General features: G+C 70.2%; 25 protein-coding genes and 2 pseudogenes. 12 read left to right on the top strand and 15 right to left on the bottom strand.

All coding sequences use genetic code 11. The features are described 5' to 3' along the window. Positions 1 to 73 precede the first annotated feature (73 nt). Positions 74 to 760, top strand: a complete 687-nt coding sequence (locus tag EV385_RS26090; RefSeq protein WP_130513570.1) for a chemotaxis protein CheB — start codon at positions 74 to 76, stop codon at positions 758 to 760. Positions 761 to 1,006: 246 nt separating this feature from the next. On the opposite strand, the gene EV385_RS26085 is transcribed toward EV385_RS26090, so the two are convergent. Then, a complete protein-coding gene (locus tag EV385_RS26085) occupies positions 1,007 to 2,035 on the bottom strand; it encodes an FG-GAP repeat domain-containing protein (RefSeq protein ID WP_130511827.1) in 1,029 nt (342 codons plus the stop codon). Between the two features lie 621 nt (positions 2,036 to 2,656). On the opposite strand from EV385_RS26085, the gene EV385_RS26080 reads away from it, so the two are divergent. Further along, positions 2,657 to 7,003, top strand: a complete 4,347-nt coding sequence (locus EV385_RS26080; RefSeq protein ID WP_165449597.1) for a S8 family serine peptidase — start codon at positions 2,657 to 2,659, stop codon at positions 7,001 to 7,003. A gap of 170 nt (positions 7,004 to 7,173) precedes the next feature. Here EV385_RS26080 and EV385_RS26075 read toward each other — a convergent pair whose 3' ends face one another. Further along, positions 7,174 to 7,401 carry a hypothetical protein gene (locus EV385_RS26075; protein ID WP_130511825.1) on the bottom strand — a complete coding sequence of 76 codons (228 nt, stop codon included), beginning with the start codon at positions 7,399 to 7,401 and terminating at the stop codon, positions 7,174 to 7,176. A gap of 424 nt (positions 7,402 to 7,825) precedes the next feature. Here EV385_RS26075 and EV385_RS26070 point away from each other — a divergent pair, with 424 nt between their 5' ends. After that, complete coding sequence (locus EV385_RS26070) at positions 7,826 to 8,053, top strand: serine aminopeptidase domain-containing protein (RefSeq protein WP_130511824.1); 228 nt, start codon at positions 7,826 to 7,828, stop codon at positions 8,051 to 8,053. Between the two features lie 15 nt (positions 8,054 to 8,068). After that, on the top strand, positions 8,069 to 8,569 hold the full coding sequence (locus tag EV385_RS26065) for an acyl-CoA thioester hydrolase/BAAT C-terminal domain-containing protein (protein ID WP_130511823.1): 501 nt from the start codon (positions 8,069 to 8,071) through the stop codon (positions 8,567 to 8,569). A 44-nt stretch (positions 8,570 to 8,613) separates the two neighbouring features. On the opposite strand, the gene EV385_RS26060 is transcribed toward EV385_RS26065, so the two are convergent. Beyond that, positions 8,614 to 9,318, bottom strand: a complete 705-nt coding sequence (locus EV385_RS26060; RefSeq protein WP_130511822.1) for an SRPBCC family protein — start codon at positions 9,316 to 9,318, stop codon at positions 8,614 to 8,616. A 252-nt stretch (positions 9,319 to 9,570) separates the two neighbouring features. Between EV385_RS26060 and EV385_RS26055 the strand changes: the two genes are divergently transcribed. Further along, entirely contained in the window at positions 9,571 to 10,068 is a 498-nt protein-coding gene (locus EV385_RS26055) for a hypothetical protein (protein WP_130511821.1), read from the top strand. Positions 10,069 to 10,291: 223 nt separating this feature from the next. On the opposite strand, the gene EV385_RS26050 is transcribed toward EV385_RS26055, so the two are convergent. Continuing rightward, positions 10,292 to 10,597, bottom strand: a complete 306-nt coding sequence (locus tag EV385_RS26050; protein WP_130511820.1) for an ArsR/SmtB family transcription factor — start codon at positions 10,595 to 10,597, stop codon at positions 10,292 to 10,294. A gap of 73 nt (positions 10,598 to 10,670) precedes the next feature. Here EV385_RS26050 and EV385_RS26045 point away from each other — a divergent pair, with 73 nt between their 5' ends. Both EV385_RS26045 and EV385_RS26040 read left to right on the top strand, forming a co-directional pair. Further along, positions 10,671 to 11,759 (top strand): flavin-containing monooxygenase, encoded by a 1,089-nt coding sequence (locus EV385_RS26045; protein ID WP_130511819.1) that lies wholly within the window; start codon positions 10,671 to 10,673, stop codon positions 11,757 to 11,759. Continuing rightward, the gene (locus EV385_RS26040) at positions 11,756 to 12,622 is read left to right on the top strand and encodes a hypothetical protein (RefSeq protein WP_130511818.1); all 867 of its coding nucleotides are present in this window, start codon (positions 11,756 to 11,758) and stop codon (positions 12,620 to 12,622) included. The genes EV385_RS26045 and EV385_RS26040 overlap by 4 nt, the downstream gene beginning before the upstream one ends. Positions 12,623 to 12,741: 119 nt before the next feature. Here EV385_RS26040 and trxB read toward each other — a convergent pair. The 5 genes and pseudogenes from trxB to EV385_RS26015 all read right to left on the bottom strand — a co-directional run. Next, positions 12,742 to 13,684 (bottom strand): annotated as a pseudogene (trxB, locus tag EV385_RS26035) (thioredoxin-disulfide reductase); the annotation flags it as partial. After that, positions 13,681 to 14,094 (bottom strand): arsenate reductase ArsC, encoded by a 414-nt coding sequence (locus EV385_RS26030; protein WP_130511817.1) that lies wholly within the window; start codon positions 14,092 to 14,094, stop codon positions 13,681 to 13,683. The pseudogene trxB and the gene EV385_RS26030, both read right to left, overlap by 4 nt. Before the next feature lie 94 nt (positions 14,095 to 14,188). Next, a complete protein-coding gene (locus tag EV385_RS26025) occupies positions 14,189 to 14,947 on the bottom strand; it encodes an aquaporin (protein WP_130511816.1) in 759 nt (252 codons plus the stop codon). Positions 14,948 to 15,014: 67 nt separating this feature from the next. Next, positions 15,015 to 15,677, bottom strand: a complete 663-nt coding sequence (locus tag EV385_RS26020; protein ID WP_130511815.1) for an arsenate reductase ArsC — start codon at positions 15,675 to 15,677, stop codon at positions 15,015 to 15,017. Then, complete coding sequence (locus EV385_RS26015; RefSeq protein WP_130511814.1) at positions 15,674 to 16,360, bottom strand: arsenate reductase/protein-tyrosine-phosphatase family protein; 687 nt, start codon at positions 16,358 to 16,360, stop codon at positions 15,674 to 15,676. Before EV385_RS26015 ends, EV385_RS26020 begins: the two co-directional genes overlap by 4 nt. 286 nt (positions 16,361 to 16,646) lie before the next feature. On the opposite strand from EV385_RS26015, the gene EV385_RS26010 reads away from it, so the two are divergent. After that, on the top strand, positions 16,647 to 16,895 hold the full coding sequence (locus tag EV385_RS26010) for a hypothetical protein (RefSeq protein ID WP_130511813.1): 249 nt from the start codon (positions 16,647 to 16,649) through the stop codon (positions 16,893 to 16,895). A gap of 204 nt (positions 16,896 to 17,099) precedes the next feature. On the opposite strand, the gene arsM is transcribed toward EV385_RS26010, so the two are convergent. From arsM to EV385_RS35330, 3 genes and pseudogenes are all read right to left on the bottom strand, one after another. Continuing rightward, positions 17,100 to 17,921: an arsenite methyltransferase gene (gene arsM, locus EV385_RS26005; protein WP_130511812.1), complete on the bottom strand. Its 822-nt coding sequence runs from the start codon at positions 17,919 to 17,921 to the stop codon at positions 17,100 to 17,102. 47 nt (positions 17,922 to 17,968) lie between these two features. Then, the gene (locus EV385_RS35335; protein ID WP_423203134.1) at positions 17,969 to 18,385 is read right to left on the bottom strand and encodes an ArsR/SmtB family transcription factor; all 417 of its coding nucleotides are present in this window, start codon (positions 18,383 to 18,385) and stop codon (positions 17,969 to 17,971) included. Next, a pseudogene (locus tag EV385_RS35330) lies at positions 18,359 to 18,700 on the bottom strand (ArsR/SmtB family transcription factor); the annotation flags it as partial. The gene EV385_RS35335 and the pseudogene EV385_RS35330, both read right to left, overlap by 27 nt. 199 nt (positions 18,701 to 18,899) lie before the next feature. On the opposite strand from EV385_RS35330, the gene EV385_RS25995 reads away from it, so the two are divergent. From EV385_RS25995 to EV385_RS25985, 3 genes are read left to right on the top strand one after another with little or no spacing between them, the layout of a single operon-like run. Next, on the top strand, positions 18,900 to 19,112 hold the full coding sequence (locus EV385_RS25995; RefSeq protein ID WP_130511810.1) for a hypothetical protein: 213 nt from the start codon (positions 18,900 to 18,902) through the stop codon (positions 19,110 to 19,112). A 32-nt stretch (positions 19,113 to 19,144) separates the two neighbouring features. Further along, complete coding sequence (locus EV385_RS25990) at positions 19,145 to 19,894, top strand: PIG-L deacetylase family protein (RefSeq protein WP_130511809.1); 750 nt, start codon at positions 19,145 to 19,147, stop codon at positions 19,892 to 19,894. Between the two features lie 21 nt (positions 19,895 to 19,915). Then, positions 19,916 to 21,367: an FAD-dependent oxidoreductase gene (locus EV385_RS25985; protein WP_130511808.1), complete on the top strand. Its 1,452-nt coding sequence runs from the start codon at positions 19,916 to 19,918 to the stop codon at positions 21,365 to 21,367. A 475-nt stretch (positions 21,368 to 21,842) separates the two neighbouring features. Here EV385_RS25985 and EV385_RS34050 read toward each other — a convergent pair whose 3' ends face one another. Next, on the bottom strand, positions 21,843 to 22,160 hold the full coding sequence (locus EV385_RS34050) for a hypothetical protein (protein ID WP_165449596.1): 318 nt from the start codon (positions 22,158 to 22,160) through the stop codon (positions 21,843 to 21,845). A 216-nt stretch (positions 22,161 to 22,376) separates the two neighbouring features. Between EV385_RS34050 and EV385_RS34045 the strand changes: the two genes are divergently transcribed. Beyond that, complete coding sequence (locus EV385_RS34045) at positions 22,377 to 22,784, top strand: recombinase family protein (protein WP_165449595.1); 408 nt, start codon at positions 22,377 to 22,379, stop codon at positions 22,782 to 22,784. Between the two features lie 93 nt (positions 22,785 to 22,877). Here the strand turns inward: EV385_RS34045 and EV385_RS25975 are convergent, their stop codons facing one another. Both EV385_RS25975 and EV385_RS25970 read right to left on the bottom strand, forming a co-directional pair. Next, positions 22,878 to 24,449 carry an FAD-dependent monooxygenase gene (locus tag EV385_RS25975; protein ID WP_130511806.1) on the bottom strand — a complete coding sequence of 524 codons (1,572 nt, stop codon included), beginning with the start codon at positions 24,447 to 24,449 and terminating at the stop codon, positions 22,878 to 22,880. 9 nt (positions 24,450 to 24,458) lie between these two features. Then, on the bottom strand, positions 24,459 to 25,493 hold the full coding sequence (locus tag EV385_RS25970; protein ID WP_130511805.1) for a methyltransferase: 1,035 nt from the start codon (positions 25,491 to 25,493) through the stop codon (positions 24,459 to 24,461). Positions 25,494 to 25,531: the final 38 nt, after the last annotated feature.

Raw genomic sequence — 25,531 nt, 5'->3', positions numbered from 1 at the left:
CGGGTCGGACCATCGGCCCTTCCCGTGGCCGGCTTCCGCTGCACACGATGGTGAGAGGAGGTGCATCGCCGTGATGGACCTGACTCGCCGCAGCGATGACTCGATCCTGCGCGCCCAGTTCACCACTGGGCTTCGGCGGTCGTCTGCCGGCCGTCGATGGTTCGGGGTTCCTGTCGTGGCGCTGGTCTGCTCGGCCGGAGGACTTGAGCCGCTGTGTGAGATCCTCGCTGACCTGCCTCGCAGGTTCCCCGCTGCGGTCATCGTGCTGCGGCACCAAAGCCCCACCGCGGCCGACCGGATGGCACCGATCCTGCGGGCCCGGACCGCGCTGAGGGTCAAGACTGCGGCCGACGGCGACGCTCTGGTGCCTGGCCGGGTCCTGGTGGCTCCAGCCGGCAACCACACGCTGGTTTCGCCCGACGGGATGATCACGTTGATCGACTCTGGTGAGCGCCCACCGTACCGCCCGTCGGCCGACCTGTTACTGACCACGTTGGCGATGGCTGCCGGGCCGCGCGCCATCGCGGTCGTCCTGTCCGGGTACGGCAACGACGGGGCGACCGGGGCGTCGGTCATTCACCGCTTGGGCGGTGTGGTCATCGCCAGCGATGCGGCCACCTCGCCGGTGTTCGCGATGCCGCAGGCCGCGATCGAGCGGGACGCGGTCGTCGATCACGTCGTTCCAGTCGGCGCGATCGCCGCGCTGCTGCAATCGCTGGCCGAGCGGGTGATCGACGCGTCAGGCCCGGCGGCCGGGTGAGCAGGGTCAACGGCGCACCCGAGGCCGGGAAGGTCTCGACGGATCTCCGTGAGCTGCGCGGTGACGTCGTGAAGGTTGCCGTGCGGTGCCTCGCCCCCACGACTCGGCCCGGGCGAGGGCTCACGGTCCGACGGACACGGCGGACGCCCGGGCGTCGAGCGCGACCCCGACGCCCGGGCGGGAGACCCGGCACTGATGAAATGAACGAGCGAATGCTCTTGCGGTGACCTGGCAATTGCCGTCCTGCTAGCCCACCGTGGCGCCGACCCACAGGCTGCCGTTGCTCGGGTGATACCCGACCACGTCGCTCCTGGCGTCGCCGGCGAAGTCGCCCGCGACGAAGGACCAGTTCGCGGCCGGGCTGACCGTCGCATACTGGGCGAACGTGAACGCCGACCCGGTGTTCGTACCCACCCACAGACTGCCGTTGCTCGGGTGATACCCGACCACATCCGCCCAGAAGTCGCCGGCGAACTGACCCGCCACGAACGACCAGTTCGCGGCCGGGCTGACCGTCGCATACCGGGCGAACGTGAACGCCGACCCGGTGTTCGTACCCACCCACAGACTGCCGTTGCTCGGGTGATACCCGACCACATCCGCGCGGAAGTCGCCGGCGAACTGACCCGCCACGAACGACCAGTTCGCGGCCGGGCTGACCGTCGCATACTGGGCGAACGTGAACGCCGACCCGGTGTTCGTACCCACCCACAGACTGCCGTTGCTCGGGTGATACCCAACCACATCCGCGCGGCCGTCCCCGGCGAAGTCACCGGCGACGAAGGACCAACCGCTGGCCGGGCTGACCGTCGCGTACTGGCTGAACGTGAACGACGAACCGGCGTTGCGCCCGACCCACACGCTGCCGTTGGCGGCGTTGTATCCGACGAGATCGGTCCGGAAGTCGCCCGCGAACTGACCCGCCACGAAGGACCAGCCGCTGGCCGGGCTGACCGTCGCGTACTGGCTGAACGCAAACGACGAACCGGTGTTGCGCCCGACCCAGAGGCTGCCGTTGCTCGGGTGATACCCAACCACATCGGCGCGGCCGTCCCCGGCGAAGTCACCCGCGACGAACGCCCAGCCGCTGGCCGGGCTGACCGTCGCGTACTGGCTGAACGCAAATGACGCGGCGAGTTGGGAGTGCGTGCGGGGCTGAGTGGCGGCCGGGGCGGCGGCGTCGCCATCAGCCGCCTGGGCGCTGCTCCCCCACGCGCCGCCGGCGACCGCCCCAAGTAGACAGGCGGTCAACAGCCGCATCAGATATCTGTTCATGGAATCCTCCTTTACGCCGGGACTCCGCCGCACCGAACTCTGCCTGCCCAGGCCGAAAGAAACGTCGCACGCTCCACGGATCTGCCCCATCCGAGAAACGCTGCCGATCCAATCGTTGCGGGCGGCGGCGATGACGTCGCGAACAAATATGGGCGAAGCCAGAAGTCAAAGTTCGGTAGCGCCTCTAGACTCTCCCCGAAATTCCCAGGTAAGCAAGTTCCGGAAAGTGCGCCAGATGCGGAATACGACTCGACGCAACTCGGAGCTGGCATCCGTATGCCCAACTGGCAGGCGCTTTGCGCGAGCGCCTGCCAGAGAGTGTGGCCCGGCAGAAAGGCTACGCGGCAATTCATACATGGGCATAAGTGCCCGCATATGCGGGACGAAGGCCTCTTGCGGGAAGCAACCTCCGACGCCTTTCTCGCTGAAACATTACGAACTCCCCAATTCGATTGTTAAGCAGGTCATTGCCCTTCTGACGAATAAGGGTAGATCGGCGGCACGTACGGTCTTCAGTCCCTACGGATCTCGCGACGGGATTGCTCAGGCTGGTCGCTGGGCCACTGACAGTGGTCGATGGCGCATGCCGGCCGTGTGCGTCCGTCAGCGGAAGGGGACATCATGAGACTCACCGCAAAGCCGCCGCCGCGGTTGGCCTGGATCGCGTTTCTGGCCGCGATCCTGGCCATGCCGCTGAGCCTGGGAGCGCCCGCCGCGGCAGCCACCCGCGAATCCGGAACGCCGGGCCCCACCTCGACATTCTTCGTGTTGCTCAAGAGTCGGCCGGATCTGCGCAGCGCACCGACGCGCGCGCGGCACGCCGACCGCACCCGTTACGTGTACGAGACGGCGAAAGCCAATGCCGACAACAGTCAGGCCGGGCTGCGGCGCCTACTCACCGACCGCAACGTCGCGTTCACCGCGTACTGGATCACCAATGCGATCAAGGTAACCGGGACGAAGGATCTGATGACGGAGCTGCGGCAGCGGCCGGAGGTCCGCGACGTGGTGCCGGACCGCAGCTACCACGTGGTGCAGCCGGTCGCCAAGAAGGCGGCGGGCACGCGAGGCACGGAGTGGAACATCGACCGGGTACGCGCACCCGAGGTCTGGCAGACCTACGGGGTCCGGGGTGACGGCATCGTGGTCGGCACGATCGACACCGGAGCGCAGTACGACCACCCCGCCATCGCCCGGCAGTACCGCGGCGCCCCGGCGCCGGGCACACCCGGCACCCTGGACCATCAGTACAGCTGGTTCGATCCTTCGTACGTCTGCGGCAATCCGTCCGAGACACCCTGCGACAACGTGGGCCACGGGACGCACGTGCTCGGCACCGTCCTCGGCAACGACGGTGCCGGCAACGAGACCGGCGTCGCGCCCGGGGCCAGATGGATCGCGGCAAAAGGGTGCGAGACCAATGACTGCTCGCTGTCCGCGCTGTTGGCCTCAGGCCAGTGGATGGTCGCGCCCACCGATCTGTCCGGCGCGAATCCCAGGCCCGACCTGGCCCCGGACATCATCAACAACTCGTGGGGATCGAACGGGCAGGGTGACCCGTTCTATGCCGACATGGTTGCCACCTGGCGCGCCGCCGGCATCTTCGCCACCTTCGCCGTCGGCAACGACGACGGGAACTGCAACACGGCTTTCTCTCCCGGCGACTACGACAACACCTACGCGGTGGGCTCCTTCAACGCCGGGAACAACGCGAGCTGGTTCAGCGGTCGTGGTCCCACCCTGGACGGTCGCGTCAAGCCCGACATCGCCGCGCCCGGCGAGGACATTCGCTCGAGCGTGCCCGGTGGCCGCTACGAGGCCTGGTCGGGCACGTCCATGGCGACACCACATGTCACCGGGACGGTGGCGCTGATGTGGTCGGCAGCGCGGGCACTGCCGGGGGACGTCACCACCACCACGGCCCTGCTGGATCAGTCGGCGGTCGACACCGACAACGAGCAGTGCGGCGGCATACCCCAGGACAACAACGTCTTCGGCGAGGGACGCCTCGACGCCTACGAGGCCGTGACGCGCTCACCGCGCGGACCCGTGGGCGGTCTGGCAGGGACCGTACGGTCCGGCGGTCAGGCGCTGCCCGACACGACGATCACCGCGACCGGCCCGCAGACCCGCACCGCGCGGTCCGACGCCCAGGGCAGCTACGCGCTGCCTAGCCTGCCCGTCGGACGCTACACCGTCACCGCCTGGGCGTTCGGCTACCGGCCCCAGGAGGCCGGCGTGGACATCACCGAGGAGGTCACCTCCTCGCAGGACTTCGACCTCGAGGTCGCCGCGCGGCACGTGGTGAGCGGGAACGTGGACGACGACACCGGAGCACCGGTGTCGGGCGCGACCGTGCATCTGGTCGACACGCCGCTGCCCGCGGTGAGCACAGATGCGCAGGGCGCATTCCGGATTCCCGACGTCCCCGACGGCGAGTACGACCTCAGCGTCGCGCGCGGCCATTGCCTCCTGCCCCAACGGGTCCACGTGCACGTGTTCGACGACGAGATCGCCGACGTGACGATGCCGCACCGTTCGGACGATGCGGGGCACGTCTGCGAGACGGTCGCCCCGGACTGGGTCGACACGGACACGGTGCTGCCGCTGCAGGGCGACGACGCCAGCGCCCCGCTGACGTTGCCCTTCCCAGTGACCCTGTACGACCAGCAGCACGTCGACGGGTACGTCACGACCAACGGTTTCGTCAGCTTCACCTCGTCCGCGCCCATCCTGGGCAACCAGCCGATCCCGAACACCGACGAACCCAACGGCGCCGTGTACGCCTTCTGGGACGACCTGGTCGTCAGTGACGGAGCCACCGTGCGTACCGGGCTGACCGGCACTGCGCCGGACCGCCGTTTCGCGGTCGAGTGGCGCGATGTCTGGATCCTGGGAACCGGCCCGAACGCCCGGGTCACCGCCGAGATCGTCTTCCACGAGAACGGGCAGATCGTGCTGCAGTACCGCGGGATCGGCGACGATCCGGCGGAGCGCGGCGCATCTGCCACCGTCGGGATCGAGAACGAACAGGGCACCTCCGCCCTGCAGTACTCCTCCGACCAGCAGGTCCTCGCCGACGACACCGCGATCCTCATTCACGTGCCCGGCACCGGCATGGTGCGCGGCACGGTCACCGATGCCAACGACGGCGGCCCGGTGGCGGGCGCCCAGGTCACGGTCGTCCAGTCGGGGCAACCGCAGCGCAGCAGCCGCACGGACGACGCCGGCCGGTACCAGCTGCGGATGCATGTGGGTACCGCCACGCTGCGCGCCGAGCGCGACCATTACCAGAGCGGGCAGGCCCAGGTGAGCCTGGAGCGGGAAGGCGAAATCGTCGTGCGCGACTTCAGTCTCCGGACCGCCCGGGTCACCGTGACGGCAGTACCGTTGCAGATCGTCGCGCCGGCCGGGCAACAGCGGCAACGGACGCTCACCCTCGGCAACACCGGCGTCGTCGCCTCCGACTGGCAGATCAAGGAATCGGGCGGTGCCGCGGCGCTCAGCCCTGCGCGGGTGAACCGCCCTGCCGCGTTCGACGCCGACGCCCGGACCAGTCGCGGATTGCCGGCCACGGTCCGGTCGACCGCCGCACCGGCAGCCGTCGGGGAGGTTCTGGCGTCCTGGCCCGCCACCGGCCTGCAGATTGGCTGGGGCATCGGCCAGGAGCGCTCCAACATCTGGATCTCCGACGGGCCGGGCGTCCGCAACGGCAGCTTCACCCTCGACGGCACCCCGCGCAGCGAGGGCTGGCCGACGCCCTGGTCCGGGCAGTGGGCGGCCGACATGGCCTACCTTCCCGCACGGCAGATGGTCTGCCAGGTCGCCGTCGGCGCGGACAACGGGATCTACTGCTGGAACCCGCGCACCGGAACTGTGGAGCAGCACATCACCGGGCCGGACTGGACCCGCATCTCACAGCGGGGCCTGGCCTACCGAGCCGACGACGACAGCTTCTACATCGGCGGCTGGAACGAGGGCGTCATCTACCACATCAAGGGGCCCGGCCACCCCGACGCGGGTGCCCTCATCGGGCAGTGCTCACCGGCTGACCGCACCATCTCCGGTCTGAGCTGGAACGACGCGTTCGGGCGCCTGTGGATGGCGACGAACAGCGAGACCGACCGGATCTACTCCCTCAACCCGGACACCTGCGAGACACTCAGCACGCTGGCCCCGCCGGACACCAACGCCTACACGGGTGGCGGGTTGGAGACCGACCCCGGCGGCAACCTCTGGTACGTCTCCCAGGGCTCCCCGTCGACGGTGTCGCTCATTGACAGCGGGATGCCCAACTTCACCGACGTGCCGTGGCTGACGGTCACCCCCGCCACCGGCACCCTGGCGCCCGGTGAGCAACGGCAGCTGACCGTGAACGTCGACACGACCGGCCTGGCACCCGGCCGGTACGGCGCCACGATCTTCGTGCAGAGCGACAGCGGACGGGACCCGACACTCACCGTACCGATCACGCTCGTCGTCCCGAAATACCAGGCCGCCCTCAACGCCGGCGGCGGGTCCTACACAGACACGGGGCAGGACCGGTGGGAACCGGACCGGGCCTACACACCGGGCGGATTCGGCTACCTGACCACCGTCGACCGCGTGGACTCCACGCTACGAACCATCAACGGCACCGCCGACCAGCCGCTCTACCGACACCAGCGGGAACGGGCATACGAATACCGGTTCGACGGCGTACCCAACGGCGTATACCGAATCGACCTCAAGTTCGCCGAACTCCAGCCCCGACTGCCGAACACCCGGCTCTTCGACGTCATCGTCGAGGATCGGCTGGAAATACCGGCCCTCGACGTGGCGGGCGCCGTCGGCAGCCTCACCGCCCTCGACCGCACCCTGACGGTCACCGTGACCGACGGACAACTCAACGTCCGGCTCGTCAACCGCCGAGGCGGCACAATCATCAACGCGATCCGAGTGACCGAGCGTCCCGACCTTGTCCGCTGAACAATAGCCGGGATTTCTGCAGGTAGCCCATCCCATTGGGGGATCTTTCCAGCGCGAGACCTCGTCGCGGGGACCCGATCAGCCGTCTGAGCAGACCGGCGCCGCGACGAGGTCTCGTCGGTGTTGCGGCGTACCCATGCCAGCAATGGGACGCCGCTACATTCCGCAGATCAGTGGGCCGACTTGCTGGCAGTCGCCAGAACAGCCGACTTGTTCAGGTTGACGACCGAGATGAACAGCTTCTCATCCTCGACGTTATGCATCAGTTCCTTGCCGATCTCAACATTGCCGATGACGTCGAAGGGCTGCCCATTGCCCACCGTGTCGGATGCGAAGAAGGTGTTCTGATCGGCGATGTAAACCAGCTTGATGCTGCCGTCGAACTCGTTGCTTGGCATGACCCTCTCCTTCGGACATGCGATCACGGTGTGGCAATCTGCCGGTAGTCCGTAATCGCTCCAACTGAGCCCATCAAACCGATGGGAGAGGTGCGGCCCTCTACTCAATGGAGACATCGCTACGTCATTTGATGCCAGGCGTTCATTCGTCGACGGCCATCGGGGTCAGGCAGGGCAATCTTCCGCCGCGGTGGCCGTTGTTGTCAGCACCTCCTCCCCTGCGCCTGTTCGCATACCGCACGGGCGATCCGCCCGGACCGGCGGGCGATCAGCTGGCCAGGAAGACCGGGCAGTCGGCGTGCTGCACCATTGCCCGGCTCACCGAGCCGAGCATCGTCACCGGGTTGACGCCGATCCCCCGCCCGGCCGACGATGACCGCTGCCGCGCGCGGCGCTGGGAGCTGCGAGCCCGGCGGATTTCGGCATGCGCTGCATCGACGTCATCATGTCCACGAGCGACGGCGCGCGACTGTCCGGCTGGTACGTCCCCGTTGTCAACGGCGCGGCCCTGGTCTTGCGGCATGGCGCCGGCAGCACCCGCACCGACACCCTGCCGCAGGCCGCCGTGCTCGCACGCCATGGCTATGGGCTGTTGCTGGTCGATGCGCGCGGGCACGGTCACAGCGGCGGACGCGGCATGGACCTCGGCTGATACGGCAATCGCGACATCACCGCCGCGATCAGCTTCCTGACCCGCCAGCCCGGTGTCGACCCGAGCCGGATCGGCGTGCTCGGGCTGTCCATGGGTGGTGAGGAGGCGATCGGCGCGGCCGCCGCCGACGCACGGATCCGCGCCGTCGTCGCCGAAGGCGTCACCGGGCGCACCGCGGCGGACAAGTCGCGCTGGCTGCCGCACGGGCTGGACGGCCAGCTGCAACGCGGTATCGACCGGCTGACCTACACGCTCACCGACCTGCTCACCCCGGCCGCGCTGCCGACGACTCTGCACGACGCCGCCGCCGCCCGCAGCCCGTTCCTGCTCATCACCGCCGGTACCAGGCCCGACGAGGCCAACGCCGCCGCCGACTTGCACGCCGCTGCGCCCAGCCGGGTACGCACCTGGAACGTGCCCGCGGCCGGACACACCCATACCCTGGCGGCCGACCCGGCCGGATGGGAGGCCCAGGTCGCCGGATTCCTCGACAACGCGCTCGGCACCCCCGACTGAGCCAGGGCGTACCGGCATGTCTTGTTCTGTTCCGAGGGAATGGCCTACCCGTGCGCGGACGTACCCGCCGCCAGCGGGCTGCGTCCCGAGCGGCGCGCGGGACGGCCGGCCTCCACCCGCCGTCGGATGCCGCGCAACATGCCCATCGCCATGACGAAGTCGGCGGGCACGATCGCAGTGTGGTAGGCGGCAGTCAGCCACCACGGCGTGGTGCGGCCGCGGACCCGCAGGTGGAGCCGGGTACGTCCGCCGGCCCGCGGCGACAACCGGAAGACCCAGGTCCAGTCGATCGCGGCGCTGCCGCGATCCCGCCAGGCCGGCGGAATGTGAGTGGTGGAGTGCAGCACCAGCGTGTGCGGCGGGTTGGCCTGGGCCACGACATACCAAGCGGTGCCGGGTGCACCATCCGGGATCACGTCGCCCACGCGGAGGTCACGCACCAGCAACGGGTCGAGGTGGTCCAGGCTCGGCCAGTTCTGCGGAAACAGCAGCCGGTCGACCCAGTGCGGGGTGTAGTAGCCGCCAAGATGCCACCCGAGCTGGGTCAGCCATGGCCATACCGCGTCTGGCGGGGCGCCGATGGTGATGGCGTGGTCGGTGTGTACCGACGGCTCGGCAACGATCTCGTCGCCGGGCAGCACCGCCCGGCATTCCGCGGCGGTCGCTCCGGCGCGTCGGCCGAGCAGTTGCAGGGCGCTGTATCCGGTGAGCGCGGCGATCACCAGGTACCGGCCGACGTGTCGACTCATCACAGCCTCCCTGCGGGCGCGATGCCAGATCCTGTGGTTGCCACCACGCCGTGATAGTCGACGCCCGATACGCATGCTGGCAGGGCCGCCAGCCCTCCGACCCGAGGCCAATGGTCCTGTCCGGTCGGACGGTCCAAAGCGGCCGAGGTGTGCTGGGAAAAGTGGAGCGCAACAACACGCCGGTTCTGGGACCTTCCGCCCTGGGCCGCCACCGCGGGGCGCGGTTCTACTGGTGATGGAGGGGAGATCATCATGTCGGTTCCCATGACTCCGCTCGTGCGGGCCCATCAGCATCGACCGGCGGCCGTGTGGACGTTCGCCGCCGTCCTCGTCTTCCTCGGCGTCAGCGCGCTCGGCGGTGCTATCGCCATGCTGTCCGGGTTCACGCCTCCGGACAACTGGCTCGATGAGATCCCAGTGGTCGCCACGTGGACAATTCCGGGTCTGGTCCTCGGCCTGATCTTCGGCGCGGGTTCCTTGATCACCGCGTACGGCGTCGTCCGCCGTCCGGCCTGGGCCTGGTTGTCCGTGGTTGAGAGGCCGACGGGTCAGCACTGGTCCTGGGCGGCCGGCCTGCTGCTCGGACTCGGTCAAGTGGTGTGGATCGCACTGGAGCTTGCCTATCTCCCCGAGACGTCGGCCCTTCAAGTGGTCTACGGCACCACCGGGGTGCTCCTGATTCTCCTGCCGACGCTCCCGGCTGTGCGTAGCCACCTTGTCGCGTCGGGCACCCAAGCAGGCCGGCGATGATCGGCGACGAGGCTCGCCGCCGCCCTGCTCCTGCTGGCCGGGGTGATCGCGGCCATGGCTGCGTTGGGGCCACTGGTGCTCGGTGTCCTGCGGTACCACACCGCGCCGACCACCCTCATCAAACCACGAGTCAACTGCGCAATCAGCGCTGAAGGAAGGACGCGGCAACGCCACCCGGGCAAGTGAGCGCCTATTGCGCGGGCGGAGCCCGAACCCACGTCGGTCAGGTGGGTGGGCAGCAGCTCCGCAGGATCGCCTGGAGTTCGTCCATGGCGGCGATGATCCCGTCGCGGTCGGCGCAGTAGTAGACGGTCTTGCCTTCGCGGCGGGCCTGGACGATGCCGCCGCGGCGCAGTGCGGCGAGTTGTTCGGAGGCGGTGGACTGGCCGATGCCCAGTTCTCCGGCGATCTGTCCGACGCTGCGGGGTTGTCCGTCGGTGAACAGCAGGAGGACCTGTTGGCGGTTCTCGCTGGCGAGGGCGCGCAGGAACTCGCGGGTGCGTTCGGTCAGTATCGGGGTGTCGGGCATCAAGACCTCCGTGGCCGATCCTATCTCACATCGTCATATCGCAAATCCATGGAATGACGATATGATGGTGGGCATGAGTCTCCTCGACGCTGTTGTCATCGGCGCCGGTCAGGCCGGTCTCGCCGCCGCGTGGGCGCTGCGCCGCCATGGCCTGGAGCCGCTGTTGTTGGAGGCTGGCGGGTCGCCGACCGGGTCGTGGTCGCGCTACTACGACAGCCTCACCCTGTTCTCTCCGGCGCGCTTCAGCGAGCTGCCCGGCCTGGCGTTCGGCGGGGATCCGGACCGGTATCCGACCCGGGATGAGGTGGTCGCCTACCTGGGTGCCTACGCGCAGCGGCTGGGCGTGCCGATCGAGGTGAACACGCCGGCTGTCGCGGTCACTCGCACGGCCGACGGTTTCGTGACCCGGGCCAGCGATGGCCGCGAGTTCGTTTCCCGGCTGGTGATTTCGGCCGCGGGTGGCTTCGGCGCACCGTACCGGCCAGCGTTGCCGGGGCTGGACGCGTTCGCCGGCACGGTGTGGCACTCGGCCGAGTACCGGGGGCCGGTGCCGTTGGCCGGGCGGCGCGTCGTGGTGGTGGGGGCGGGCAACTCGGCGGTGCAGATCGCGGTGGAGCTGGCTGAGGTTGCCGCGGTGACTCTTGCCTCCCGCGCGCCGGTGCGGTTCATGCCGCAGCGTCCGCTCGGTCGGGACCTGCATGAGTGGCTGCACCGCACTGGTGTGGAACGGCTGCCGTTGGGGCGGCTGCTGCGGGGCAAGACCGTGCGGGTGCTGGACGACGGCCGGTACCGGGCCGCGATCGCTGCCGGGCGGCCGGACTGGCGGCCGATGTTCACCCAGCTCACCCCGGAGGGGGTGGTGTGGGCCGACGGGACGTCGGAACCGGTCGACGTGCTGCTGCTGGCCACCGGCTACCGGCCCCAGGCGACGCATCTGGCGGACTGCGCCGGACTCGACGGGGGCGGCGCCTTGGATGCCACCGGGCGGCCGCTTCACGACCGGGGCGTGTCGACCACGGTGGCTGGCCTGGGCTACGTCGGTTTGGAGGGGCAGCGGGGCATCGCTTCGGCCACGCTGCGCGGGGTGGGCCGCGACGCGGAGCACGTCGTGCGACGACTGGCGGCCGGGGTGCGCACTGCGGTACCGGTCGAGGCGCGGTGAGCCTCACCAGCGTGGTCCTCGCTGCGTTGTTGATCGCGGCGATGCTGGCGGTCGGCACCACCGTGGACCTCGCCGGGCTGGCGCGGGTGTTGCGGCGTCCCGCGCCCGTCGCCGTGGCGGTGGCCGCGAACGCGCTGGTGATGCCGGGGCTGGCCGTGTTGCTGCTCGCCGTGTTCGACGTGTCGGGGCCGGGTGTGGTCGGTGTGGTGTTGGCGGCGGCGGCTCCCGGTGGTGGGTCCGGGGCGCTGCTGGCTCACCACGCCCGCGCCGATGCGGCCCTGGCGGTGAGCCTGCAGGCCGTGCTTGCCGTGGCCGGTCTGGTGATCCTGCCCGCCTGGCTGACGGTCGCCGAAGTGCGGTGGGAGATCGGGCTCGCGGCCCTGCCGACCGTAGATGCGGTACTGCTCGTCGCGGGCAGCCTGGTCGGGCAGCTCGTACCCCTCGGGGTGGGGATGTGGCTGCGCGCCCGCCGCCCGCAGCTCGCCGTACGGGTGCATGCGGTGGCTCGGCGCATTGCCGATGTGCTGCTGGCTGGGATCGTGCTGTGGTCTCTCCTCGCCAACGCGCACCGCCTGGGTGAGGTGCCGCTGGTTGTGTATGCCGTGATCGCCGCTGTGGTGGCGGTCGGCCTGGCGACGTACGCCAGTCCTGGCCTGGGGGCGGCGTCTGGCCGGGGTGCGGTGGCGATGACGACGACGGTGCGCAATCTGTCCTTGGCGCTGTTCGTCGCCGCGTTCGCTCCCGACCCCGGCCGGGTGATTCTGACGGTGCTGGCCTACGGCCTGGTGATGTACGCGGCGGCTGTCGCCGCCATTGGCCCGATGCGCCGCGCCGCTGCCCGACCGGCGGCGCGGCCGGTCTAGCGGCGGCGTGCCGGTGCCGGGACAGGTCGCCGCTGCGACGCATGGGCCGGGATGGGTCAGGCCGGTTGCGGTGTGGGCACCGGCTTGGCGGCGGTTGGGGCCTGCACGGCGGTGACCGTTGGCGGGAGTGCCGCGAGGTAGCGTTCGGCGTCGAGGGCGGCGGCGCAGCCGGTGCCGGCGGCGGTGATGGCTTGTCGGTAGGTGTGGTCGACCAGGTCTCCGGCGGCGAACACCCCGGGGATGCTGGTACGGGTGCCAGGGTGGGCGACCTGCACGTATCCGGCGTCGTCCAACTCCACTTGACCGCGGAACAGTTCGCTGCGCGGGTCGTGGCCGATGGCGACGAAGACGCCGGTGACGTCGAGGATCTTCGTCTGGCCGGTGTGCAGGTGGTGCAGCCGGGCACCGACGACCGTGCCGCCATCGCCGAGGACTTCCTCGACGACGCTGTTCCATTCGACGGTGATCTTCTCGTTGGTCAGGGCGCGGCTGGCCATGACCTTGCTGGCCCGGAAGGCGTCGCGGCGGTGCACGATCGTGACGGACGCGGCGAAGCGGGTCAGGAACGTGGCTTCCTCCATGGCGGAGTCGCCGCCGCCGACCACGATGATGTGCTGGTTGCGGAAGAAGAACCCGTCGCACGTGGCGCAGGAGGAGACGCCATGGCCGAGCAGTTCCTGCTCGCCGGGCACGCCGAGCGGGCGCCACGCGGAGCCGGTGGCCAGGATGACCGCGCGGGCGGTGTACGCGGTGGCACCGACGTACACCGTCTTGACGGCTTCGGACCCGACTCCACTACCGGTGAGGTCGACGCGCGTGACGTCGGTGAGGAACTCGGCGCCGAAATGTTCGGCCTGTTTACGCATGGCGTCCATGAGAGCGGGGCCATGATGCCGTCGGGGTGGCCGGGAAGTTCTCCACTTCGGTCGTGGTCATCAACGCGCCACCGGCCTGGACGCCCTCGATGACCAGGGGGTTGAGGTTGGCGCGGGCGGCCTACAGGGCGGCGGTGTACCCGGCCGGCCCGGAGCCGATGATGATCAGGCCGCGGGTGCCGGTCACGGCCGGCTCACCGGCAGCAGATCGGCGAGCAGCTTCTCGATCCGGTTCTTGATCTCGTCCCGGATCGGACGGACGGCGTCGATGCCCTGCCCGGCGGGGTCCTCGAGCTTCCAGTCCTCGTACCGCTTGCCGGGGAAGATCGGGCAGGCGTCGCCGCAGCCCATGGTGATCACGACGTCGGAGGCTTCCACGGCGTCGACCTCCAGGAGCTTGGGCCGCTGGTCGGTGATGTCGATGCCGACTTCGGCCATGGCCTGCACGGCGGCGGGGTTGACGGTGTCGGCGGGGGCGGAGCCGGCAGAGCGGACCTCGACCCGGTCACCGGCGAGGTGGCGCAGCCACCCGGCGGCCATCTGGGAGCGGCCGGCGTTGTGGACGCAGACGAACAGGACGGACGGCTTGTGACTCATGGCTTGCTGACTCCTGTCAGATGATGATCTCGATACGCGGGCAAGGACGTCGCCGCGAACCCGGGGGCCGCGACGGTGTGGTCGACAGAGGTACTCACGCTGAGCTGCGAGCAGGCTCGGCAGCCGGATCGCTGTTGGCGTGCGGGACGACGACGGCGTCCGCGGCGATACCCGCGTGCGGGTACAGCGCGGCGATCAGCCCGAGGCCGACAAGCAGGCCGACAACCTGGGCGCCGACGTAGGCGGGCACGGAAGCGGGGGCGATACCAGCGAAGGTGTCGCTGAACATGCGGCCGATGGTGACTGCCGGGTTGGCGAAGCTGGTGGAGGAGGTGAACCAGTACGCCGCGCCGATGTACGCGCCCACCGCGGCCGGTGCCACGGAGGCGCGGCCGGAGCGTACGAGGGAGAAGATCAGCAGGAGCAGGCCGGTGGTGGCGACGACCTCGCCCAGCCACAGGTGCGCCCCGGACCGCGTGGTGGTGGAGATGCTGACCGGGGCGAGGTCGAACATCGCGTTGGCCAGGATCGACCCGCTGATGGCGCCGAGGATCTGTGCGACGGTGTAGCCGGCGAGGTCGCCCGCGGTCAGGCCGGTGCCGTGGCGGCGGCCGAGCCACCAGTCCGCGGCGGACACGACCGGGTTGAAGTGTGCCCCGGACACGGGCCCGAAGGTGAGGATCAGCGCGCCGAGGGCGAACGCGGTCGCGGTCGAGTTCTCCAGCAGTTGCAGGCCGACGTTGCCGGGTGACAACTGCGTGGCCATGATGCCGGAGCCGACGACGGCGGTGACCAGCAGTGCGGTGCCGGCGAACTCGGCGAGCAGGCGCCGCCAGGTCGCAACAGGATTCATGAGGACGGGTTCTCCAAGGGTGCGGGGGTGGGGGCACGGCCTTTGCCACGCCCCCGAACGGTGCGGGTCAGCGGGCGGGTACGTGCAGGTCTTCGAGCAGTGCCCGGACGCGGCGTTCGAGGTCGTCGCGGATCGGGCGTACGGCGGCGACGTCGAGGCCGGCAGGGTCGTCGACGTCCCAGTTCTGGTAGCGGGTGCCGGGGAAGGTCGGGCAGGCGTCGCCGCAGCCCATGGTGATGACGACATCGGCGGCGCGGACGACTTCGTCGGTCCAGGGCTTGGGGTACTCGCCGGAGATGTCGATGCCGCGTTCGGCCATCGCGGCAACGGCCGCAGTGTTGATCTCGGTGCCGGGTTCGGAGCCACCGGACCAGGCGATCGCGGCGTCGCCGGCGAGGTGGGTGAAGAACCCGAGCGCGATCTGGGAGCGGCCGGCGTTGTGGGTGCACAGGAACAGCACGACAGGTTTACCGTCGCGGTGGTGGCCTTCGACGCGGGCCAGGGCTTGCAGGCGTTGCCGGGCGAAGCGTTCCGCGAGTAGCGGCAGGAAGTGCGGGATGCTGGCGGGCGCGAACTGGTCGTAGCTGGAGTGCAGGAACCGTTCGATGGTCTCGGTGCCGTAGATGCCGTCGAACTCGGCGGCGAGGCGGGTCGCGGCGGTGGTGAGGGCGAGTTGCTGGTCGATGGACAGGTCGCGTCGCCAGGACGGGGCGGCGCTGAGGTCGGTCATGACGGGTCTCCCGGGAGGGCGGAGGTGAGCCGGTCGATACGTCCGGCGAGGTCGGTGTAGGCGGCCTCGAAGGCCGCGTCGGTGCCGACCCGGACGGGGTCGGGCACCGACCAGTGCAGTCGGGGACGGGCGGTGCCGCTGGTGAGGTCTTCGTGGGCGCTGTCGCACACCGCGATGACCAGATCGCCGGTGTCGATAATGTCGGCGACGTGCGTGGTGCCGGCCGGGTCGAGGCGCAGCCCGTGTCGGCGGGCCACGGCCACGGCTTTCGGGTGAACTCGCGGGGCCGGGTGGGTGCCGGCCGAGGCCACCGGGCCGCCGGTGCGCTCGCGCCACAGCGCGGCGGCCAGTTGGGAGCGGGCCGAGTTGTGGGTGCAGACGAACACCACCCGGTCCGCCTCCGGCAGCCGGGGCGGGCGCAGCAGGGCGAGGGTTGCCGGGACCAGCCGCAGGTAGGTGCGGCGCCGGTCGGCCTCCGACCGGGCGCGTTCCACCAGCCCCGCTTCGGCGAGGACGTTGACGTGATGCGCGACCAGGTTCGTCGGCAGACCGAGGTCGCGGGCGATCTCCCCGGGTGAGGCGTCGCCCAGGCACAAGGCATCCACGATCGCCAGGCGGACCGGGTCGCCGAGCGCGGCGTGGATCCGTGCCCGCCCAGTCAACGAGGTCTGCTCAGCGCTCATTGACTCAATCTATCCTGAGCCGATGGGCGGGTGGCAAGCACGGGCACATTGTTCACTCGCTGGTCACCCGCACCGCATCAGGATTCGCTGATACCGCGGTGTCGGGGCGCTCGTCGGCGCAGAGGCAATTCTGGATGATCTTGCGAGGTTAGGTCGCTACCCTCGCCGCATGTGCCGGTACGCCGAGACCCCGTACAGGGTCCATTACGTGTGTGTGCCGTGCCGCCGCAGCAGCAAACTCCCGTGGGACGGCGCGGTTCATCCATGTCCGCACTGCCGTGCACCCATGCTGCTCGCGGGCCACGACTTCGCCGCCCCCCGGCGCCGGAACGCCTCTGGCTGGGTCGCTGTGGCGGCGGTGCTTGCCGTGGGGCTGCGTTACGAAGGTTTCGAGACGTGCGGCTGTTCGCGCCAGCCGAAGTTCCGGCCGCGTACCCGCGCGCAGGTGCGCCAGCGCCGCCGGCTGGCCCGCCGTCGCGGTGTCGCGATCGCGGACATGCTGGCAGCCCGCGATCCGTATGACGCTGCCCTCTGAAATCGCACTTCAGTGGCGGCCCGGCAAGTTTGGGGCAGCACGCGGCCGGGCCTTCGCCGCCCGCCCGCTGATCGAGGCATGCGTTCCGGGCAGCCTGGTCTATGCCCTTGACTGACCCGCCTCATCTGGCCGGCATTCCGGCCCACCGCAGGCATCTGATCGCGCTGCCTGGCGCAGGTGACTCTGCTGGCCCGGCAGCTCTCGTCAGGTGGTCGGTTTGGTGGCTTTGATGATGGCGGAGTGCATGCCGTCGGCGACGTCGTGGATCGCAGTGATGGTGATGTCGGTAAACCCGGCGGCTTGGAGGCCGTCGCGGTATTCGCTGATCGACAGGGCACCGGCCACGCAGCCGACCCAGCCGCCGCGTTCGGCGCGTTGCTGCGGGGTGAGGTGGTCCTGGGCGACGACGTCGGAGACGCCGATGCGGCCGCCGGGCTTGAGCACGCGGAAGGTTTCGGCGAACACGGCGGGCTTGTCGGTGGACAGGTTGATCACGCAGTTGGAGATGACCACGTCCACGGTGGCGTCGGGCAGCGGGATGGCCTCGATCTGGCCCTTGAGGAACTCGACATTGGTGACGCCGGCCTGTGCGGCGTTGCGACGGGCCAACTCCAGCATCTCGTCGGTCATGTCCAGCCCATACGCCGCGCCGGTAGGGCCGACGCGACGGGCGGACAGCAGCACGTCGATGCCGCCACCCGAGCCGAGGTCCAGCACGGTCTCACCGAGGTTCAGGTCCGCCACGGCGGTGGGGTTGCCGCAGCCCAGCGACGCGGCCACGGCATCGCCGGGCAGGTCACCCCGGTCGGCGTCGGAATAGAGGCCAGCACCGAACGGGTCGCCGGTCGTGCTGGCGCTGGTGCAGCACGTGTCTGCTCCGCGCTGGTCAGCGGCCAAGGCGTCAAGGGCGGTGGGCGGGGTGCCACAGCACCCGCCGCCGTTGTCGGCGACAGCCAGGGCAGCCGCCGCGTATCTGGAACGGACCTGCTCCCGGACGTCCGCGGCGGTGTCGTGCTGCTCTGCCATGAGCTTCTCCTCTTTCCCTCTGTTCTGGGTCGGACCGGCCAGGGGGCTCAGCCCGTACGGAAGGTGTCGGTGGTGGCTGCAGCCTGCGCAGCGAGGTCGGCCAGGTGCTGCGCAGCGCCTTGCAGGGCCTCGGGCACGAGGCGGTAGTAGGTGAAGCGACCGCGCGCCTCGGCAGTCACCACGCCGGCCTCGCGCAGCTGCTTGAGGTGCCCGGAGACGTTGGGCTGCTTAGCGCCGGTGTCGGCGACCAGATGCGAGGTGGTGGCCGGACCCGTGGCGAGGATGCCGACGATCTGCGCCCGCAACGGGTCGGCCAGCAACCGCACCACATCAGGACTCGCTGATACGACGGTGGGCGCGGGCTCCGTCCGGGGCGCTACCGGCGCGGCCGGAGCCGGCGCGGGGGTGGAGTTGGGGGTGTTGCGGGGTGCCGCCATGTCGGTGCTGAGCAGGCCGCCGAGCAGGTCGAGCGCCGGCCCGCGCAGCCGGTAGTAGACCCAGGTGGCCTCGCGCCGGGTGTCGACCAGACCCGCCTCTCGCAACACCCGCAGGTGATGCGAGATGGTCGCACCGGTCACGTCGAACGCGCCGGTCAGGTCGCAGACACAGACCTCGGCCGACGAGGCGATCAACGACAGCAACCGCAGCCGCACCGGGTCGCTCAGCGCCTTGAACATCGGCGCCAGCTCCCCCGCCACCTGCGGCGCGAGCGCCTGCTCCGACAGCGGCGGGCAGCAGCCCGACGCCCCGTTGACCTCCAGCACGGAAAGAACAGACATGCATCTAGCTTGACAGTCATCTAATCGCGATGCAAGGTAGAGCTTGTTCGACAGACGTCAAGTTATGCATCAGCCCGAAATGATGAGAGCGGAAGGCGGCTGCAGGTCCCGAAACCGCGTCCCGACGCCCACACAGCATCCGACAAGCTTCCGCCTCATCCGCCTACCGATCACCCACCACCAACAGAGGAGCCCAGCAATGAACACCGAGACCACCAGCACCTCCACCACCGGCACCGCTGCCTCCGCGTCGAGCTGCGGCTGCGGCTCGACTCCTGCCACCACCGCCCCGGCAGCGGTTACGGCCAGCCCGTGCTGCGGCACCGCGCAGGCCGCCGCCGAAGCGGGCGCGTGCTGCGACCCGAAGGCCAAGACCGAGGCCCTGTCGACCGGCGCATCCTGCTGCGGCTGACCAATACACCACACCGGAAAGAAGGTCCTGTGATGACGACAGCACCGGCGTCCACCCTGAGCCCGGGTGAGCTGATCCCCTTCCCGGACGACTGGGACCGCGCCCTCGCCATCGTGGCGCACCCCGACGACCTGGAATACGGCGCCGCCGCCGCCATCGCCGCGTGGACCGCCGCCGGCAAGCAGGTCTCCTACCTGCTCGCCACCCGGGGCGAGGCCGGCATCGACGGCCTCGCCCCGGACAAGGCCGCGCAGATCCGCGAGGCCGAACAACACGCCAGCGCCGCCCTCGTCGGGGTCACCTCCGTGGAGTTCCTCGGACATCGCGACGGACTGATCGAGTACGGGCTGCCGCTACGCGGCGACCTGACCGCCGCGATCCGCCGACACCGCCCGCACCTCGTGGTGACGTTCAACCACCACGACACCTGGCCAGGTCCCCGGTGGAACACCCCGGACCACCGCCACACCGGCCGGGCCGCCCTCGACGCGATCGGCGACGCCGGCAACCGACACCTGTTCGCTGACTCGGGCCTGGAGCCGTGGAGTGGGGTCCGCTACGCCGCCGTAGCGGGCTCGCCGTACGCCAGCCACGCCGTCGACGTCACCGCGACGCTCGATACCGCGGTCGCTTCGCTGGAAGCGCACCGCGCGTACCTCGACGGGCTCGGCCCGGACAACTGGATGGCCGACGCCCGCACCCTGATCACCTCCATGGCCGAACAGGCCGGGCAGCGCTTCGGCGGTCGCCCGGCGGTCGCCTTCGAACTCCTGCTCTACTAACCGCCCACAAGGGAGACTGTGGTGAACCACGCATCAAACGACGCCCTGCCGGTGGTCGTGATCGGCGCTGGCCCCGTCGGGCTGGCCGCCGCCGCCCACCTGCACGAACGCGACATCCCGTTCCTCGTCCTGGAAGCCGGCGACGCCGCCGGTGCAGCGATCGCGGAATGGGGACATGTGCGGCTGTTCAGCCCCTGGCGCTACAACATCGACGCCGCCGCCCGCCGGCTGCTCGACGCCGCCGGCTGGGCGGCCCCCGACCTCGATGTACTGCCCACCGGCGACGAGCTGGTGCACGAGTACCTGGCGCCGTTGGCCAAGCTGCCCGCGTTCTCACCGTACGTGCGCTATGACGCCCGCGTGGTCGGCATCGCCCGTGTGGGTGTTGACCGGGTCCGCACCGCCGGCCGCGACACCGCGCCGTTCCTGGTTCGCCTCGCCGACGGCACCGAGGTCACCGCCCGCGCGGTCATCGACGCCTCCGGCACCTGGCGCACACCTAACGTGCTCGGCGCCACCGGCCTGCCTGCGCACGGCGAGTCCGACACTGTTGTGAACCGCGCCATGCCGGATGTCCTCGGCGCCGACCAGGACCGCTTCGCCCGAGTGCACACCCTCGTCGTCGGCGCCGGCCACTCAGCAACCAACACACTGCTCGCCCTCGCGGCCCTCGCCGAGACCGAACCCGGCACGACGATCACGTGGGCGATCCGAGCCACCAACGCCAACCGCGCGTACGGCGGCGGCGCGGCCGACGCCCTGCCCGCCCGGGGCGCGCTGGGTACCCGGCTGCGTGAGCACGTCGACGCCGGCCGCATCACCCTGCTCACCGAGTTCCTCGCCCACCGCATCGAACCCGCCAACGACGGCGCGGGTGGGGTGACGGTGATCAGCCGGGACGCCGCCGGAGTCGAACAGCGGGTGCGCGCCGACCGGGTGGTGGCCGCCACCGGCTACCGGCCCGACCACAGCATCGCCGCCGAGCTGCGCCTGGACCTCGACCCGATCCTGGAGTCCACCCGAGCGTTGGCACCGCTGATCGACCCGAACGTGCACTCCTGCGGCACCGTCCCGCCGCACGGCGTCGACGAGCTGACCCACCCCGAGCCGGGCTACTACATGGTTGGAATGAAGAGCTACGGCCGGGCGCCGACGTTCCTCATGGCCACCGGGTACGAGCAGGCCCGCTCAATCGCGGCGGCGCTGGCCGGAGACTGGATAGCCGCCCGGGACGTGCAGCTCGAACTGCCCGAGACCGGGGTGTGCTCCACCAACCTCGTCACCGACGAACAACTGCCCGGCGCGCAAGCCGACGCCTGCTGCGGCAGCACACCGGCCGCCGCTACCCCGACCGGGCGGGGACTGGCCACCGGGATCAGCGGCGGGCTGCTCACCGCCCCCGTGCCCCTGACCGCCGTAGCCCCAGACAGCGGTACCAGCGGTGACCAGGGAGTCGGTGGCTGCTGCGGCTGACCGATGACCATCACCGATGCCGCCGCCCCCGACACCACCGTCGGGGGCGTCGCCTGGCGGCCGAACGCCTCACCATAGTCTGCCTTGATGATTGAGAGTGCCTGGGCGACCACCGTCCAGCAGCATGGTGCGGGCGCCGTCGCTCTCTCGCCAGGGTGTGGGAGCGTCGGGTTGGGTCACTCTCGACGGTGACAACCTCGATGATCAGGTGACGACGCCTGCGGGTTTGGGTATCCGGGCGCAACATCTGCGTCTCGAATTTCAGTGATGTCGATGTTCACACCACAGTTCCTCTGCCGCGAGGTGATCGGCGATGCCTGCTCACTCCTACCCTCCATCCGGTTCTTCCTCGAGTTCCTTCGACACCTGGGTGTCTGGGGTGCCGTCAGCGCCGCGGATTCGTGGTCATGGGCAGCCGCTTCCGAGGGGGTGGAATTCGATTCGCGTTCTATGGACGGATCTCGACGAGCGAGTATCAGGATCCGGTGTCGTCGCGGGCGTGGCAGCTGGAAGCGGCGCAACGGCTGATCGCTGGCAGGGGCCGGATTGCGATGGAGTTCTTCGACCCGGGCGCGTCCCGCAGCTGCCTTGGGTGAAACGTCCGCAAGCGGCCACCCTGCTGGCCGCGGCCGCGTAGCCGGATCGTGGGTTCGATGCAGTGGTGGTCGGCGAGTTCGAGCGGGCGTTCGCCGGTGGCGAGGCCGGCCGGGTGATCGAGATCTTGCGCGGGTTCGGGGTACAGCTCTGGCTTCCAGGAGCGGAAGGACCGGTTGACCTCGACGAGCCGGAGCATCGGGCGCTGCTCATGTTGCTGGGCCATCAGTCGCAGCGGGAGGTGCTGCGAGCCCGGTTCCGGGTGCGCTCGGGCGATGGCGGCGCAGGGCCGCGAGCAGGGCCGGCATCAGGGCTGCCGACCTCCCTACGGCTACCGGCTCGTGGACGCGGGCCCGTACCCGAACCGGATCCAGGCGAACTGGGGCCGACGCGGCATCGGCTCGAGGTGGAGCCGGTGACGGCCCCGCATGTGCGGTTGATCTTCGCCCGCCGGCTTGCCGGGTTGAGTACCGCCGGGATCGCCCGGGAACTTAACGAACGCCGGATCCCGTCGCCCGGTGTCTACCACCGGGTCCGTAACCCGCACCGCGCGCAGGCGGTATGGACGCTGCGCGTGGTCGCGGCGATCCTGGCGAACCCGCGTTACACCGATGTCGGTGGCGCCGCCGGCATCGCCGCACAGATACGGCGCGGGAACGCGGTCATCGTCTGCGGCCGCGATCTCGCTCGAATCCGTAGGCGCCATGGAGAACCAGGGAAGCTGCACCGGAGCCGGGCAGCAAGAAACCCCATCCGATCTCGCGGCGGGCGCAAAGATCGATATGGGTTTAACGTGTCCGAGCGGATCGTCCGCTCGCGGTGAGACCCGCATGGTCGCGGCGCCGAGCGTGGTGATCCAGGCAGGCTGCACACGGCTCGCGGCACGCTGAGTGGAACGCCGGCAGGCACGAGATGATCATTCCGCGCACAGGAAGCGTCGAAGGTAGCCACTGAGATCCTGTGGCCGGTCCAGCCGTGCCACGAGGCCAAGATGCCCGTCCGGGCGGACCAGGGTGAATTCGTGTTGGCGGCCCAGTTGCCGTTGTTCGCGTACGCTCGCCGGCGCGACCGGCACGATCCGCACCGGCGCCGGGCAGGTCGCCCACGCCTGTTCCAGGGCGCGCAGCGTTGCGGCGTCGGCCTCGGCGGCGGCGAGGAGCACGGTCCACCGGTCGAACGACAGGAGTCGGTGCGACCGCGTCGCCCGCCCGCCCGCCGGCTGCACCGGAACGTCGGGTAACCGGTCGCCCGCTCGCGGTCCACCGCGGAACCTACCTGTCCGGTGCCACGAGAGCGGACTGGCCCGGTGGTGTCGGCCGAAGTCGCTCATCATCCACTCGGTACGCCGCTGCACACCGGGCAGCGGCATCGTCGCGGCAAGCAGCACGCTGCGCAGCGTATGTGCCAACGGCGGCAGCACCATCTCCATCGGGCTGCGCCGCATGTCCCGGATCACCTGGTGCGCCAGCCGGCGCTGTTCGAGATCGTACGAGTCGAGCACGACGTCCGCGGCCTGACCGCGGTGCACCGCCGCGAGCTTCCACGCCAGGTTGTAGGCGCCGAGGATGCCGACGTTCATCCCGTGCCCGCCGAGCGGCGCCCAGGCGTGTGCCGCGTCGCCCGCGAGGAGCACCCGGCCGTGGCGCAGCCGTGCCGCGACGCGGTCGGCGAACCGTGCCCGGCTCAGCCACACCGGATCGCTGAGGGCGAGCCGCAGCTCCGGCAGGTGCGCGGCCCCGGCGACCAGGTCACGCAGTTCGTCGAGGGTCGGCGGGGCGGTCCTGCCCGGGTCGGGGTCGTCGCGGACGCAAAAGATCCGGTACCCGCCGGCGGGTGTGGGGAAGGCGATGACCGACCGGTACGGCGCGAGGAAGAAGTAGCCGTGCCCCGGGTTGTTTCCCAGTGGCCAGGACGGTACGACGTTGCCCTGAACCACCTGCATGTTGGCGCGCGGCTCCCCCTCGTACGGTATTCCTAGCAGCTCCCGCACCGTGCTGCGGACCCCGTCGCACGCGACGACCCAGGCGGCACCGGCCTGTTCGGTGCTCCCGTCCGCCCGGCGCAGGGTGACCTCGACGCCGCCCGGCCGAGGGTTGAGCCCGGTCACCGCCGTGCGCCATTGCACCGTGGTGTCGTGCCGCGCCAGTTCCTCGGTGAGCAGCCGTTCGATGTCGTTCTGCTCGATCGTCATGGCCCGGGGATAGTCGGACGCCAGGCGGCCGACCCGAAACGAGCAGAGACGGCGTCCCGATCCGAAGACGACGGCGCCGCGCATCTCATAGGAGTTCTTCCGGATCGCCTCGCCGGCACCGAGCGCGCCGAGGGCTTCGCCGGCGCGCGGGAACAGCACGTCGGCGCGGGGTTCCCGGTTCGTTCCGGGCGCACGGTCGACCAGCCGCACCCGCAGACCCAGACGGCGCAGGCCGAGGGCCGCGGTCAGGCCGACCGGTCCCGCGCCGACCACCATGACGTCCGTTGCTTCCCGCATGGCGGCCCGTCACCGTTGCCCAGAACCATCGGCGGGCACTGCTTCAATGACGCTCAGCGGCGCCGCGGCCTCCACGACACGGGTGAATCGCAATCCCGCCTCGGTCAGCAGCCGGCGGTGTTCGGTGAGCGTCCGTTCCCGTCCGCCGTAGACGATCAGCATGGCGAGGTCGAGCAGCTTGCTGGGGTGGAAGGCGTCGCCCTCGGGGACCACCGCTTCGATCATCAGGAGCCGGCTGTCCGGTCCCATGGCGCTGCGGCAGTTGCGCAGCAGGGTACGGGCGTCGGCGTCGGCCCAGTTGTGCAGGATCCCCTTCATCAGGTAGAGGTCGCCGCCGCTCGGTACCCCGGCGAGGAAGTCACCGCCGACGGCGGTGCACCGCGTCGAGAGTCCCTCGGCGGCGAGCCGTTTGCGGGCGATGTCGGCCACCTCGGGCAGGTCGTACACGAGCCCGTCGGCGTCCGGGAACGCCTCGAGGAGCACCGCGAGCAGGCTGCCGTCGCCGCCGCCGACGTCGACGATCAGGCGGGCGTCGCCGAGGTCGTATCCGGTGGCCAGTGCGCCGCCCATCAGCCGGCTGTGTTCGGCCATCGCGGCGTGGAAGAGGCGGCCGCGTTCGTCGTGGCGGGCCAGGTCCTCGAAGATCGGTGCACCGTGCACCCGCTGGTAGGTCGGTTCGGCGGTGCGGATGCTGTACGCCGCCGCGGCGTACACGTCGGTGAGCATCGCCTGGAAGCCGACCCACGATCGCAGTGATTGCGGGTGGTTCGTGCGCAACCGCTGGCCCACCTCCGTCAGATTGAAGCGGCCCGGCTCGGTCTCGGTGCACAGGCCGAACCCGGCGAGCGTCCGCAGCAGCCGGCGCAGCGCGTCGGCCTGGGTTTCGGTGTCCCGGGCCAGGGCGTCGACGGTGCGCGGTCCGTCGCCGAGCCGATCGGCGAGGCCCACCTCGACGGCCAGTTGGATCGCCTGGGCCGCGCCCAGCGCCTCCGCCATCCGCAGCAACTGCAGGCCGGCATCCCGGTCGTTTCGCTGGTCGTCCATCGGGCACTCCTCGGCCTCTCACCCGGCCCTGTCGGGCC

Origin of the sequence: Krasilnikovia cinnamomea, assembly GCF_004217545.1 — a bacterium.
Taxonomy (GTDB): domain Bacteria; phylum Actinomycetota; class Actinomycetes; order Mycobacteriales; family Micromonosporaceae; genus Actinoplanes; species Actinoplanes cinnamomeus.
The sequence above is the reverse complement of the archived record's forward strand: the minus strand, read 5'-3'. Positions and strand labels throughout refer to the sequence as shown.

Excerpts from the sequence above, each read along its gene's own strand:
- EV385_RS26090 (WP_130513570.1), top strand. The coding sequence starts at position 74 with ATGGACCTGACTCGCCGCAGCGATGACTCGATCCTGCGCGCCCAGTTC.
- EV385_RS26085 (WP_130511827.1), bottom strand. The coding sequence starts at position 2,035 with ATGAACAGATATCTGATGCGGCTGTTGACCGCCTGTCTACTTGGGGCG.
- EV385_RS26080 (WP_165449597.1), top strand. The coding sequence starts at position 2,657 with ATGAGACTCACCGCAAAGCCGCCGCCGCGGTTGGCCTGGATCGCGTTT.
- EV385_RS26075 (WP_130511825.1), bottom strand. The coding sequence starts at position 7,401 with ATGCCAAGCAACGAGTTCGACGGCAGCATCAAGCTGGTTTACATCGCC.
- EV385_RS26070 (WP_130511824.1), top strand. The coding sequence starts at position 7,826 with ATGCGCTGCATCGACGTCATCATGTCCACGAGCGACGGCGCGCGACTG.
- EV385_RS26060 (WP_130511822.1), bottom strand. The coding sequence starts at position 9,318 with ATGAGTCGACACGTCGGCCGGTACCTGGTGATCGCCGCGCTCACCGGA.
- EV385_RS26055 (WP_130511821.1), top strand. The coding sequence starts at position 9,571 with ATGTCGGTTCCCATGACTCCGCTCGTGCGGGCCCATCAGCATCGACCG.
- EV385_RS26050 (WP_130511820.1), bottom strand. The coding sequence starts at position 10,597 with ATGCCCGACACCCCGATACTGACCGAACGCACCCGCGAGTTCCTGCGC.
- EV385_RS26045 (WP_130511819.1), top strand. The coding sequence starts at position 10,671 with ATGAGTCTCCTCGACGCTGTTGTCATCGGCGCCGGTCAGGCCGGTCTC.
- EV385_RS26030 (WP_130511817.1), bottom strand. The coding sequence starts at position 14,094 with ATGAGTCACAAGCCGTCCGTCCTGTTCGTCTGCGTCCACAACGCCGGC.
- EV385_RS26025 (WP_130511816.1), bottom strand. The coding sequence starts at position 14,947 with ATGAATCCTGTTGCGACCTGGCGGCGCCTGCTCGCCGAGTTCGCCGGC.
- EV385_RS26020 (WP_130511815.1), bottom strand. The coding sequence starts at position 15,677 with ATGACCGACCTCAGCGCCGCCCCGTCCTGGCGACGCGACCTGTCCATC.
- EV385_RS26015 (WP_130511814.1), bottom strand. The coding sequence starts at position 16,360 with ATGAGCGCTGAGCAGACCTCGTTGACTGGGCGGGCACGGATCCACGCC.
- EV385_RS26010 (WP_130511813.1), top strand. The coding sequence starts at position 16,647 with ATGCTGCTCGCGGGCCACGACTTCGCCGCCCCCCGGCGCCGGAACGCC.
- arsM (WP_130511812.1), bottom strand. The coding sequence starts at position 17,921 with ATGGCAGAGCAGCACGACACCGCCGCGGACGTCCGGGAGCAGGTCCGT.
- EV385_RS25995 (WP_130511810.1), top strand. The coding sequence starts at position 18,900 with ATGAACACCGAGACCACCAGCACCTCCACCACCGGCACCGCTGCCTCC.
- EV385_RS25990 (WP_130511809.1), top strand. The coding sequence starts at position 19,145 with ATGACGACAGCACCGGCGTCCACCCTGAGCCCGGGTGAGCTGATCCCC.
- EV385_RS34050 (WP_165449596.1), bottom strand. The coding sequence starts at position 22,160 with ATGCTCCGGCTCGTCGAGGTCAACCGGTCCTTCCGCTCCTGGAAGCCA.
- EV385_RS25975 (WP_130511806.1), bottom strand. The coding sequence starts at position 24,449 with ATGCGGGAAGCAACGGACGTCATGGTGGTCGGCGCGGGACCGGTCGGC.
- EV385_RS25970 (WP_130511805.1), bottom strand. The coding sequence starts at position 25,493 with ATGGACGACCAGCGAAACGACCGGGATGCCGGCCTGCAGTTGCTGCGG.